Origin of the sequence: Flavobacterium sp. 2 (assembly GCF_049949195.1) — a bacterium.
In the GTDB taxonomy this organism is placed as follows: domain Bacteria; phylum Bacteroidota; class Bacteroidia; order Flavobacteriales; family Flavobacteriaceae; genus Flavobacterium.
On the sequence record NZ_CP188206.1, the window covers coordinates 4,415,563 to 4,429,235 of the forward strand.

Genomic DNA, 13,673 nt, shown 5'->3' on the forward strand with positions numbered 1-13,673 from the left:
TTTCTCGTGAAGATTTCTCCTTCGTCGAAATGACAAACTGAACGTATACTTTACTTAATAATAGTTTTTATAATACCTCGTAGATACCAGCGCTTCCTTGCCCAGTTCCCACACACATCGAAACGATTCCGTATTTGTTACCTCTTCGTTTCATCTCGTCGAATAACTGTACAGAAAGTTTAGCTCCTGTACATCCTAGAGGGTGTCCTAAAGAAATTGCTCCACCGTTTACGTTTACGATTTCTGGATTGATGTTTAGTTCACGAGTAACTGCTAAAGCTTGTGAAGCAAAAGCCTCGTTTAACTCGATTAACTCGATATCATTCAATGTTAGTCCTGCTTGTTTCAAAGCTTTCGGAATAGCTTTTACCGGACCGATACCCATAATTCTTGGTTCAACACCAGAAGAAGCAAAGTTTACTAATCTGGCGATTGGCTCAAGATTCAATTCTTTAACCATGTCCTCACTCATGATTAAAACAAAAGCTGCACCATCACTCATTTGAGATGAGTTCCCCGCAGTTACACTTCCATCAGCAGCAAAAACTGGTCTTAAACCTGCTAAAGCTTCTTTAGTAGTTCCAGCTCTTGGACCTTCGTCTTTGTTTACAACGTATGATTTTGTTTCTTTTTTACCATTTTCATTGATGAAAGTCTGCTCAACAGTAATCGGAACGATTTGTTTGTCAAATTTTCCTTCAGCCTGTGCTTTCAAAGCTTTCATGTGAGAGTTGTAAGCAAACTCATCCTGATCTTCTCTTGAAATTTTATATTGGTTAGCCACCGCTTCAGCAGTTAAACCCATTCCCCAGTAGTAATCTTCATGACCTGCAGCAGCAACTTTATAATCCGGAGTTGGTTTGTAACCTCCCATCGGAATAAAACTCATACTTTCTGCACCACCAGCAATGATACAATCTGCCATTCCTGATTGGATTTTAGCAGTTGCCATTCCGATAGTTTCTAATCCAGAAGCACAGTAACGATTTACGGTAACTCCAGGAACGTCTTCTACTTTTAATCCCATTAATGAGATCAAACGTCCAACGTTAAGTCCTTGTTCAGCTTCCGGCATGGCATTTCCTACCATAACGTCATCGATACGTTTTTTGTCAAAATCAGGCAGCTCATCCATCATAAACTGAATGGTTTCTGCAGCTAATTCATCAGGTCTTTTAAATCTAAAAACACCTTTTGGAGCTTTTCCAACTGCTGTTCTATATGCTTTTACTATATATGCTGTTTTCATTTTTTTTGTTTTTTAAGAGTATAGAAGATAGAGTATAGAAAATAGACTTTACAAAGTCTTAAATCTATATTCTATTCTCTTTGTTCTATTTTCTAATTACGAAGTGGTTTTCCTTTAGTTAACATATATTGAATTCTCTCTAAAGTTTTTCTTTCAGTACATAAACTCAGGAAAGCTTCACGTTCGATATCTAATAAGTATTGTTCAGATACTAAAGTTGCTTCAGATAAATCACCTCCAGCCATTACGTAGGCAAGTTTGTTAGCGATTTTCTTATCGTGCTCAGAAATGTATTTTCCAGCCTGCATTTGATCTGTTCCAACTAAGAACATACCCAAAGCTTGTTTTCCTAAAACTTTAATATCATTTCTTCTAATAGGCTGTGTATATCCAGCTTCAGCTAATAATAAAGCATGTTTTTTAGCTTCAGCAATCTGACGATCTTTGTTTACTACAATAACATCTTTTCCATGTTGAAGAAGTCCAGTATCAAAAGCTTCATAACCAGAAGTTGAAACTTTAGCCATTGCGATTGTTAAGAAATACTCTTGAAGAACGTTCAATTCCACATCGTTTTTGCGGAATAAATCTGAAGCTCTTAAAGTCATTTCTTTAGAACCACCACCACCAGGGATAACTCCAACACCAAATTCAACTAATCCCATGTATGTTTCAGCAGCAGCAACCACTTTATCAGCATGTAAGCTCATTTCGCATCCACCACCAAAAGTCATTCCGTGAGGCGCTACAACAACTGGAATAGAAGAATAACGAACACGCATCATGGTGTCTTGGAACAATTTAATTGCCATGTTCAATTCGTCGTATTCCTGTTCAACTGCCATCATGAAAATCATTCCGATATTAGCTCCAACAGAGAAATTCGCTGCTTGGTTTCCAATAACTAAACCTTGAAATTCTTTTTCAGATAAGTCGATTGCTTTATTGATGGCCTGAAGTACATCGCCACCAATGGTATTCATTTTAGATTGGAATTCTAAGTTCAAGATTCCGTCTCCTAAATCCTGAATGATTGCACCACTGTTGCTCCAAACTTTTTTGCTTTCGCGAATGTTGTTCAGAATAATAAATGAATCTTGTCCAGGAACTTTTACTTGTGATTTTGTTGGAATATTATAGAAATAAGTCGCTCCTTCTTTTACAGTATAGAAACTTTCGCTTCCAGAAGCCAACATTTCAGTAACCCATGCAGCAGGCTCTAAACCTTCAGCTTTCATGATTTCAATTCCTTTGGCAACACCAATAGCATCCCAGATTTCGAATGGACCATTTTCCCATCCAAAACCAGCTTTCATGGCATCGTCAATTTTGTATAATTCGTCTGAGATTTCAGGAATTCTGTTTGACACATAAGCAAACATTCCAGCGAAACTCTTACGGTAGAATTCTCCCGCTTTGTCTGTTCCTTTCACTAAAACTTTAAAACGATTGATTGGTTTGTCAATAGTTTTAGTTAATTCTAAAGTTGCAAAATTTGCTTTTTTTGCAGCACGGTATTCTAATGTATTTAAGTCTAAAGAAAGAATATCTTTATCTACTTTTTTATAAAAACCTTGCCCAGTTTTGCTTCCTAACCAATTGTTTTCCATCATTTTTGTGATGAAATCTGGAAGTTTGAATAATTCGTGTTGTTCGTCTGTTGGACAGTTTTCGTAAATACCGTTGGCAACGTGTACCAAAGTATCCAAACCAACAACGTCAACTGTACGGAAAGTAGCCGATTTTGGGCGACCAATTACTGGTCCTGTCAATTTATCAACTTCTTCAATCGTTAATCCCATTTCTTTTACTAAATGGAATAAACTCTGGATTCCGTAAATACCAATTCTGTTTCCAATAAATGCCGGAGTATCTTTAGCAACAACCGAAGTTTTTCCTAAGAATTTAGATCCGTATTCGTTTAAGAAATCCAATACTTCAGTTGAAGTTTTTGGACCAGGAATAATTTCAAATAATTTTAAGTAACGCGCAGGGTTAAAAAAGTGAGTTCCGCAGAAGTGCTGTTGGAAATCTTCGCTTCTTCCTTCACTCATAAAATGAATTGGAATACCAGAAGTGTTTGAAGTAACTAAAGTTCCCGGTTTACGGAATTTCTCGATTTGTTCAAAAACTAATTTTTTGATATCCAAACGCTCTACAACAACTTCAATAATCCAGTCAACATTGGCAATTTTCGCCATATCATCAGTCGTATTTCCAGTCGTAATTCGGTTTGCGAATTTTTGACTGTAAATAGGAGATGGTTTCGATTTTAATGAATTCGCCAAGTGCTCGTTTACCACTCGGTTGCGAACAGCTTTACTTTCAAGAGTTAATCCTTTTTTAGCTTCAGCCTCGGTCAATTCGCGCGGTACGATGTCAAGAAGTAAAACTTCAACACCAATATTGGCAAAATGGCAAGCTATTCCTGAACCCATAATTCCGGATCCAATTACAGCAACTTTTTTAATTGTGCGTTTCATAGGTACTTAATATTTGTTTTTTGCCAGAATCTGAATTATCTCTTGATAGAAATACTATTCGTTTTCTGTATTTTCTGTTTGATTAAATATGTTTTTATCGTGAATCAGTTCGTTAATAATTTCAGAAACTTCGATAAAATGTTTCAGCTTTTCTTCCGAAACATGTTTCTTAACGGTTTCATTAAATTTCAGAACTGTATTTTTAGATAAATCTCTTTTTTCTTTTCCAAATTCGGTCAGGTAAATCAAAACGCCTCGGCCGTCACTTGGGTTTTTCTTGCGAACAATTAAACCTTTTTCCTCCATAGATTTGAGCGTTCTGGTTAAGCTTGTAGCTTCCATACCCATTCTTGGGCCTAAAGCGGTCGATGGTGTTCCTTCTTCCTTGTCCATACTTAAAAGTGCAAATCCGGTTGCCATTGTTGCATCGTACTTTGCAGCTTCTTCGTTATACATTCTTGAAACAGCTTGCCATGTCGCTCTCAAAATATAATCTATTGTTTTGTCTTTCATAGGTAACTATATCGATTTCAAATATAATCAAAAAATACTATGCATGCATATTAATTTCGAATAAATTTTTGGTTAATTAAAAAAGGTCTTTGATTTATAGGGGTTTATGATTAAATTTTAACTGAAATATACTATTCTTTTTTGAAATTTTAACAATTTTCATGCTTTAAAAATTGTTTTATCGTTTTAAAAATAGTTTTAATTCTTCTTTTTGTAAAAAATTATGGATTTAATGCAGTATTATTCTCAGGTTCATATTTGCTTAAAGCACTTTTAATGATTTTCTGCATGCGGTTTCTAAGATATTCAGGTTTCAAAACTTCAAGCCCGGCACCAAAGCCCAATAAAAGCCTTTCCGTTTCATAATTAGAGATTAAAAACAAATTGATTATAATACTTCCGTCTTCGTTTTCTTTAATAAGTCGCTGAGACGAGTGCAGAGGTTTTGTAATGACATAAGGTGCATTTGCAGCATCAACCCAAAGTTCTATACGTCTGGGCTGCAAACCTGAGTTTACCGTTACTCCAATTATGTTCTTATAATAAGAATCTGCATCAAAATCTTCTTCTATATAAGGAAGACTAAAATCGTAATCAATTGCCATAATTCTGTCCAACGCCAAATTGGTTATAGGCTGTGAGGCTTTTTTCTTTCCGATTACAAACCAACGGTTATTGAATTCCTTTAATATAAAAGGATGAAAATGGAATTTTGTTTCTTCAGTAGATTTAAAAGATTTATACGTAATAATCAGAACCATTTTTTTGATAATCGCCTGATAAATTTCGTCCAGATAATGCAGTCCTTTTAGTTTCTCATTTTTATCCAGATAAATTACGGGTTTGGTATGCGACTTCTCGGCATAGATTTTATCTTCCAAGCGCTGTAGAATATCTGATACATCATTAAATAAGGAGAAATCCTTAAATTGTTTCAACATCGAAACGGTTTCGGTCAAAACATTCATATCGGTTTCTGTGAGCGGAATATCGGTTATCGAAAAATCTTCGTCATCATATTTATAATACTTTTTATCGTAAACCACGATTGGAGCGTTATAACCCAGTTTTTCACTTCGCATCAACTGAATATCCATTTGAATAGTTCGCTTACTGATTGGATTTTGTCGTCCTTCATATTCAAATAAAGCTTCAGAACAACATTCAATTAAATCTTCGAGAGTCCATTGCCGGTATTTATTCTGTAGACATTTATCGATTGTCTTGTACCGAATTAAAGCATTTTTATTTTGTGACATAAGAATGTTTTTTTGGGCGTGCCCCTCCGGGTCGGGCTTTACGTTCCCGCTTTTTTTAAGGCGAAGAAAAATCGCCTTAAAAAAGAGCTCCACTTCAATCCCTCACGCATTTACGTTAATAATGAAATCTTGTTTTCAATGATTTTATTTTCGTTCCAATTTTCCGTAGAGACGCACTGCAGTGCGTCTAACGTATTGTGGATATTCGTTGCGTAGACGCACTGCTGTGCGTCTCTACAGATATACTTTATATTAAAAATGAAATTTCTTTTTCAATATTCGCTCTCGCTTTCTCCTCATACAAATTCCGAAATTCCTCAGTTTGAAAAATAAACTCATTCTCCAGAAAATGTTTCAACGCTTTTGCACGCCCAGGTTTATATAGAAAATCAGGATAAATGCGATATTCTTTTCTAATCTGTTCGAAATAGATTTTATAATCTTCCCAGTCTTTAGCAAGGATTTTCAAATCAAAATCGATTAACCAATTAATATCTTCAGTTTCATTTTGCTGATGCTGTTGTGTGGCGCAAATTGCATCAAAAACTAATTGTTTGTTTAGATTGCTATTTTCAGGTAAAACTGCCAAAGCATATTCGGCACTTTTGAGTTCGTTATCTTTTTTAGAAGCCGAATAAACAAAATCATGATAAAAAATAGAAAATAATATTTCGTTTGGATTTTGAAGTTTATCACGATACGTTTCAAAACTGGCAATCATTTCTTTTAAATGCGTCAGATTATGATAATGCCTTGATTTTTTGGAATATGCCTTTTCTAAATCCAACCAGTTTTGCTGAATTTCATCTGCTGAAAAGCCAATATTAGAGAGTAAATCAGAATAAATTTCTTTTAAATTCATCTTGTTTTTTACTCAAATTTAAAATTCTTTTTTTACTGCGCAAAATAATTGCGTAGTAGTTTTAAAATCTTTGCTCAAGAAATAAAACAATAACCATTGTCTAATTTTAAAAACCAGAAATTATGAAATTCAATTTTTTAGCAAAAGAGAAAAACAATATAGTTAATCACGAAAATGCATCAGCTTTTTCTTTAACATCAGAATACGAATTATACACAGCAATTGTAACAACAAGTTTGAGTGCTTCATTTTATGAAAAAGATACAACTCGTTTAGAGCGAATCAAAAACTTGATTAAAAAATGTAATCCAGTGTTTGTTGCAAAGTTGGCAGTTTATGCACGTAACGAAATGCATATGCGTTCTGTGCCATTGGTTTTGGTTGTCGAATTGGCTAAAATTTATTCTGGCGATTCATTAATCAGTAAAATGATAACTCACGTAATTCAGCGTGCAGACGAGATAACAGAATTATTAGCGTATTACCAAATGGCAAACGAACGAAATGGCGTTAAAAAATTAAACCGTTTGTCAAAACAAATCCAAAAAGGTCTGGCGGTTTCATTCAATAAATTTGATGAATATCAATTGGCAAAATACAATCGCGATGGTGTGGTTAAATTAAAAGATGCTTTGTTTTTGGTTCACCCGAAAGCAAAAGACGAAGCACAGCAAGCGATCTTTAATAAAGTTGCGAGTAACACTTTGCAAACGCCATATACTTGGGAAACTGAGTTGTCGCAATTAGGTCAGGTGAAATTCTATAATGAGAATGAAAAGCAAAAAGCATTCACTCAAAAATGGGAAGAATTGATTGATAGCGGTAAAATAGGTTATATGGCTTTGTTACGTAACTTACGAAATATCTTAGAAGCGAATGTTTCTGGTTTTCATATGTTGAAAGTATGCGATTATCTTTCTAACGAAAAAGCAGTCGTAAACTCAAAACAATTGCCATTCCGATTCTTAGCAGCGTATCGTGAAGTGAAAGATTTGAATTTCAAATTCACTTCAATGGTTTTAGATGCTTTGGAAGATGCCGTTACGATCAGTTCACAAAACATAAAAGGTTTTGATGTAAACACATCAGTTGTAATCGCTTGTGACGTTTCAGGTTCAATGCAACAACCAATTTCGCCAAAAAGTAAAGTATTACTTTATGATATCGGTTTGATGTTGGGTATGTTAATGCAAAGTCGTTGTAAAAATGTGGTAAGCGGTATGTTTGGTGATCGTTGGAAAATAATCAATATGCCAAAACGAAGCATATTGGCCAATGTTAACGAATATTACAAACGTGAAGGTGAAGTGGGTTACGCTACAAATGGTCATTTGGTTTTGGAAGATTTAATCGGCCGAAAAGAAATTGTAGACAAAGTAATGTTGTTTACAGACGTTCAAATGTGGAACAATGCTTACACAAAAGACTCATTTGCAAACTCCTGGAATCGATACAAAACTATCGCGCCAAATGCAAAATTGTATTTGTTTGATTTGGCTGGTTACGGTCAGTCGCCAATAAACATCGAAAAAAACGATGTATATTTAATAGCCGGTTGGTCAGATAAAGTGTTTGATGTTTTGAATGCTTTAGAGGATAAAAACAGCGCTTTGAATTATATTAACCGAATAGAATTGTAAAAAAAGAATCTACTGCGCAAAATAATTGCGCAGTATGATTTGAATATTTGTAAAAGAAATAAGTTCATTGAAAATAAAAAAAGAATGTCGTAAATAAGAGTTACTTCGTCACCATTTAGGGGAGGAATAGCGAAGTTGTAAAATCAGCAAGGTTATCCAGTTCGACTCTGGCAAGACAAGCCCCGTTTCTCTTATTGCTTTTTACTTCTTTTTAAAACTGAAAAATGTCGTGTATAAGAGCTACTTCGTTTAGGTTGAATACTAACTCTTATAAATTATTACTTTTTCAAAAAATAAGATGCCGTGTATAAGTGTTACTTCGTTGGTTGATTTCATTAGGTTCGAGTCCTAAATTATCACTTATAAATTATTGCTCTTAAAAAAAGAGTGTCGTCAGGAAATGGTTCCTTCGTTCCAAAGAAAATTAAACCATTCCTAAATGTTGCCTCTTTTAAAATTATTAATTAAAAAAGAAATTAGAGTATAGAATAAAGAGAATAGAAAAAAGAGAATAGAATATAGATTTTGAGGCTTTGGATAAGTCTATTTTCTATTCTCTTTTTTCTATAATCTTAAAAAAAGAAAAAATGAAAACACAAATAAACGGAACAGATATATTAGAATTAGGATTTCCAGAAGGAAAAATAATCGGAATCGCATTAAAAATAAACAGTAAAAGAAACGGATTCACAAGAGACGAAATGATTACCAATTTCAAAAACGTCTTAGAAACTCCGGAGAATTATATAGACGATAAAATCTTCAGCAAACTAGCTATGGCTTTAATCGAAAAATCGAATGAAAAACCAGAAGATTTCATCGCTTTAAATGAAACTCCGAATGCGTATTCGGCTTACGGATTAGATCATATTGAAGACGGAGCCAGAAAACAAATGGAGGTTGCCATGAAATTGCCTGTTACAGTTGCCGGAGCTTTAATGCCAGACGCGCACCAAGGTTACGGATTACCGATTGGTGGAGTTCTGGCTACAAAAAATGCCATTATTCCGTATGGTGTTGGAGTTGATATTGGGTGTAGAATGGCGTTATCGGTTTATGATATTCCCGAAGATTTTTACTTTGAAAACGAAGCTAAATTCAAAAAAGAATTAATTGCCAATTCTATTTTTGGAGCAGGTCACGGATTTCACGGTCAGTATAAATCAGATCATGCGGTTTTGGAGAATGAAACTTTCAATATGAATCCGTTTGTGAAGAATCTGAAAGATAAAGCCTGGTCGCAATTAGGATCTTCAGGTGGTGGAAATCACTTTGTGGAGTTCGGAATCATGGAATTTGCGCAAGACGATGCGGTTTTGAATATCCCAAAAGGAAAATACGTCGCTTTGTTAACGCATTCTGGTTCACGCGGAATGGGAGCCACAATTGCCGGACATTATACTAAAATTGCCAAAGACGAATGTAAACTTCCAGAAGTAGCAAAAAACTTAGCGTATTTGGATATGAATTCACAATTAGGTCAGGAATATTGGCTGGCGATGAATTTGGCGGGAGATTACGCTTCGGCTTGTCACGAGATTATCCATAACAAAATGGAACGCGCTTTAGGTGCGACGATTTTAGCCAAAGTCGAAAACCATCATAATTTCGCCTGGAAAGAAATCTGGAACGGCGAAGAAGTGATCGTACATAGAAAAGGAGCAACCCCAGCCGGAAAAGGCGTTATGGGAATCATTCCGGGAAGTATGACCGCACCGGGATTTTTGGTGAGAGGAAAAGGCGAGGAGAACGCCATTAATTCCGCTTCGCATGGAGCAGGAAGACAAATGAGTAGAACCCAAGCTATAAAAAACATCACACAAACGGAAATGAAATCCATCCTAAAAGATCATGGCGTTACGCTTATCGGAGCAGGTCTAGACGAAGCTCCAATGGCGTATAAAGATATCAATCAGGTTATGGAAGCGCAGAAAGAATTGGTTGATGTTGTTGCCAAATTTACACCGAAACTGGTTAGAATGGCTGATGATGGAAGCCGTGAGGATTGATTTTTAGTGTTCAGTCGTGGTCGCAGTTTTCAGTGTAGAGGCGCACGGCAGTGCGTCTAACGCTTTGTGATAATTTTAACCGCAATGTTCGCTAAGATTTACGCAAGGTTCGCAAAGAATTTTTTCACGCAGATTTTGCAGATTCAACAGATTTTAAAATAATCCTTTTAATCTTAATAATCTGTGGCTAAAAAAAACTTAGCGACTCTGCGACTTTGCGAGATTAAAAAACAAAAAACTTTGTGTCCTAGTGCCTTAGTGGCAAAAAAATAAATAATTTAAGGCAACAGAGAGAAAAAACCTTAGCGCCTTAGCCTCTCAGAACCTTAGCAACTTTAAAAAAATGAATTATATAGACATAGGTATCAACCTAACCAACAAACAATTCCAAAACGACATAGACGATGTCGTACAAGACGCGCTCGACGCCGATGTAGCGCAAATGATACTCACGGGCACCAGCGTACGAAATAGCGAAGAATCTGCGAAGATTGCGAGGCAGTATCCGGGCGTTTTGTACGCTACGGCAGGAATACATCCGCATGATGCGAAGAGTTTCGATACGCAGAGTATTTCGAAACTCAGGAAATTGTTAGAACTAAAACACGTCGTTTCCGTTGGCGAATGCGGACTCGATTTTGATCGTGATTTTTCGCCCCGAAATAAACAGGAAGAATGTTATAAAGCCCAATTAGAATTGGCTATTGAAGTACAGAAACCTTTGTTTTTGCACGAAAGAAGCGCTTTTAATTCTTTTATGAATATTACCAAAGACTATTTACCGCAATTGCCAAAAGCCGTTGTGCATTGTTTTACGGGAACGTTGCCCGAAGCCAAAACCTATCTCGATAACGGATTTTACTTGGGTTTTACGGGAGCGATTTCAGATGCCAAGCGTTTCAGTCATTTAAAAGAAGTCATTCAGTACGTACCGCTCGACCGAATGATGATTGAAACTGATGCGCCGTTTATGCTTCCTAAAAATGTCCCGAACAGCCTCTTGAAGAAATACCACGAACGCCGTAGCGAACCTGCTTTTCTGCCGTATGTTGCCGGAACAATTGCACAGTTTAAAGGAATTACTTTAGCTAAAGTAGCGGAGGAAACGACTAGGAATTCTAAAAGTTTTTTTGGAATTTAAGAATAAAGAATAAAAACTTAAAAGCATCAAGCAAAAAGAAAACTTTGCTGCTTCGCGACTTTGCGAGATTAAAAAAATACCAGCTTTAAAATCACGTGTTATTACTTGGTTTTAAGCTTTTTTGTTTAATTACATTTGAAAATATCATGAAAGAAAAAATATTAGAAAAATTAAAAGAAATAGAACTAGAAAAAGATGTAGAAATACTTTTTGCTGTAGAATCAGGAAGTCGCGCCTGGGGATTTGCATCTCCAGACAGCGATTATGATATCCGTTTTATATACAAACACAAACAAGAGTATTATTTATCACTTTGGGAAAAACCAGATGTAATAGAATTCATGACCGAAGATGATCTTGATGGTTCTGGCTGGGACTTACGGAAATCCGTAAAGTTATTAGCAAAATCTAATGCACCTTTGATCGAATGGTTGTTTTCGCCAATCGTATATTTTCAAAATGATGATTTTGTAAAACAAATGCAGGACTTAGCCGTAGAATGTTTCTCGCCAATAGCGGTTTTACACCACTATTTAGGAACAACAAAAAACTTTATGGGAGTCTGCGAAATGGAAGAAGTAAAACTAAAAAGTTATTTCTACGCGTTGCGCACTGCTTTAGCAGGAAAATGGATTATAGAAAAGAATTCTTTTCCGCCAGTTGCTTTTGCTGATTTATTGCCAATTGCACCACAAAATATTCAAGATAAAATAATAGAATTACAAAATATAAAAGCAAACCAAAACGAAAAGTATTTGCATCCAAAAGAGGTTTTAATAACTGATTTTTTATTGGAAACTGTAAGGTTTAATCAGGAGAATGCGAGTAAGTTGGGAAGTGGGAAGAAGTTGAGTGAGGAGTTGGATTTGTTTTTTAAGGAAGAAATAATTAAAATAGATTAACATAAAAAAAATAAAAATGATACAGAGTAGACCACCAGAATTAGGATCAAATCCAGAAAAAATTGATAAGTTAATAAGTAGAATTAAATCAGGTGATATTAGGATTCCTGCATTTCAAAGGTCATTTGTTTGGAAACAGAATCAAGTTATCGAACTTCTAGATAGTATTATTTCTAATTTTCCAATAGGAAGTGTTTTACTGTGGAGCTCTAAAGATAAACTAAATCATACGAGAAATATAGCGGGATTTATGATTCCTGAAACTTCAGAGGAATACCCTGTAAATTATGTTTTAGATGGGCAACAAAGAATATCTTCAATTTATGCTGTATTTAGTAAAGATGTTGAGCAAGATAAAAATTATTTAAAATATAACCCTAACCTAGATATTTTTGAAATTTATTATGATTTTGAATTAAAAAAATTCTTGAATAAAAATGAGATTAGAGATGAAGTTGATTCTATAATTCATTTAAGAAATTTTTTAGATGTATCTAGTTTATTCGATAAATTAAAGTTATTAAATTCTATCTACCACGAAGAAGCACAAAATTTATGTTCAAAATTTTTGAATTATGAATTACCAGTAGTAACGATAAAATATCGAACGAAAGAGGAAGTAGGTTTGATTTTTGAAAGAATAAATAATACTGGAACAAAGTTAGGAACTTTAGATCTTATGACAGCTTGGACATGGACTGATGATTTTCATTTACATGAAAAAACAACGGAATTATTTGAAGATTTAGATGAGAAAGGTTTTGGGGCATTGAGCCAAAATATACTTTTACAAGCAATTTCAGGCTTTTTACAAAATGATACAACAACTAAGTCTGTATTAAATCTGAAAGCTGAGGAAATTAGAGATAATTGGGCAAATTTTTGTGAAGCTTTAAAAAAAGCTATAGATTTTGTTAGTACTGAATTACTTTGTAGAAATATTGATTTTTTACCATATCAACAACAATTAGTTGGCTTAACAAAATTTTTTAGTTATAAAAACATTCCAAGTGTAGAAGAGTTTGCAGCAATTAAGAGATGGTTTTGGAGGACGTCATTTTCTAATAGATATTCATCAGGAACAACTACTGAAAAAATGAATTATGATATTGAAATTATTAATTTAATAAGAAAAAAAGAATTTGACGGTATTGAAACTTTCAAGATGAATGTAACTGAATTAGAATTAATTGGTACTAATTTCTCAAAAGCAAATTCACTCTCAAGATCATTCTTACTCCTAATGGCACAATCTCATCCAAAAGATTTAATTAAAAATATTAAAGTAGATTTGAATACAGCACTTTCGAAATATAATAGAAAAGAATTTCACCATGCATTTCCAAATGCTTTTTTGAGAGATAAAAAATTTCAAAAGTTTGAAATATTTTCTTTGATGAATTTTTGTTTTTTATCTTCAGATTCAAATAAAAAAATAACTAACAACAAACCATCGAGTTATTTTTTCAATTTAATAAACCAACAAGAGATAAATAGTATATTAGAATCTAACCTTCTTCCATTAGATAAAACTGTTTACAAAGATGATGATTTTCAATCCTTTTTACAAAGAAGAGCAGAACTGGTGTTGACAGAAATTAAGACAAGAATTTAA

Annotated in this window: 10 protein-coding genes; 5 read left to right on the forward strand and 5 right to left on the reverse strand. The window is 34.4% G+C overall.

Annotated elements, in window-relative coordinates:
- Positions 1-67 precede the first annotated feature (67 nt).
- The 5 genes from ACNFIH_RS19290 to ACNFIH_RS19310 form a co-directional block, all read right to left on the reverse strand.
- Positions 68-1,249 (reverse strand): thiolase family protein, encoded by a 1,182-nt coding sequence (locus ACNFIH_RS19290; RefSeq protein WP_426484374.1) that lies wholly within the window; start codon positions 1,247-1,249, stop codon positions 68-70.
- A 92-nt stretch (positions 1,250-1,341) separates the two neighbouring features.
- Positions 1,342-3,732, reverse strand: a complete 2,391-nt coding sequence (locus ACNFIH_RS19295) for a 3-hydroxyacyl-CoA dehydrogenase/enoyl-CoA hydratase family protein (RefSeq protein WP_426484375.1) — start codon at positions 3,730-3,732, stop codon at positions 1,342-1,344.
- A gap of 54 nt (positions 3,733-3,786) precedes the next feature.
- Entirely contained in the window at positions 3,787-4,245 is a 459-nt protein-coding gene (locus tag ACNFIH_RS19300; protein WP_115888678.1) for a MarR family winged helix-turn-helix transcriptional regulator, read from the reverse strand.
- A gap of 221 nt (positions 4,246-4,466) precedes the next feature.
- Positions 4,467-5,504 (reverse strand): helix-turn-helix transcriptional regulator, encoded by a 1,038-nt coding sequence (locus ACNFIH_RS19305; RefSeq protein WP_426484376.1) that lies wholly within the window; start codon positions 5,502-5,504, stop codon positions 4,467-4,469.
- Between the two features lie 247 nt (positions 5,505-5,751).
- Complete coding sequence (locus ACNFIH_RS19310; protein ID WP_426484377.1) at positions 5,752-6,366, reverse strand: HD domain-containing protein; 615 nt, start codon at positions 6,364-6,366, stop codon at positions 5,752-5,754.
- A 122-nt stretch (positions 6,367-6,488) separates the two neighbouring features.
- On the opposite strand from ACNFIH_RS19310, the gene ACNFIH_RS19315 reads away from it, so the two are divergent.
- The 5 genes from ACNFIH_RS19315 to ACNFIH_RS19335 all read left to right on the forward strand — a co-directional run bounded on the left by ACNFIH_RS19315 (position 6,489) and on the right by ACNFIH_RS19335 (position 13,673).
- A complete protein-coding gene (locus ACNFIH_RS19315; protein ID WP_426484378.1) occupies positions 6,489-8,006 on the forward strand; it encodes a TROVE domain-containing protein in 1,518 nt (505 codons plus the stop codon).
- Between the two features lie 587 nt (positions 8,007-8,593).
- Positions 8,594-10,015 (forward strand): RtcB family protein, encoded by a 1,422-nt coding sequence (locus tag ACNFIH_RS19320; RefSeq protein ID WP_426484379.1) that lies wholly within the window; start codon positions 8,594-8,596, stop codon positions 10,013-10,015.
- A gap of 343 nt (positions 10,016-10,358) precedes the next feature.
- The gene (locus ACNFIH_RS19325) at positions 10,359-11,156 is read left to right on the forward strand and encodes a TatD family hydrolase (protein ID WP_426484380.1); all 798 of its coding nucleotides are present in this window, start codon (positions 10,359-10,361) and stop codon (positions 11,154-11,156) included.
- A gap of 146 nt (positions 11,157-11,302) precedes the next feature.
- On the forward strand, positions 11,303-12,058 hold the full coding sequence (locus ACNFIH_RS19330) for a nucleotidyltransferase domain-containing protein (protein ID WP_426484381.1): 756 nt from the start codon (positions 11,303-11,305) through the stop codon (positions 12,056-12,058).
- Between the two features lie 16 nt (positions 12,059-12,074).
- Positions 12,075-13,673 (forward strand): GmrSD restriction endonuclease domain-containing protein, encoded by a 1,599-nt coding sequence (locus tag ACNFIH_RS19335; RefSeq protein ID WP_426484382.1) that lies wholly within the window; start codon positions 12,075-12,077, stop codon positions 13,671-13,673.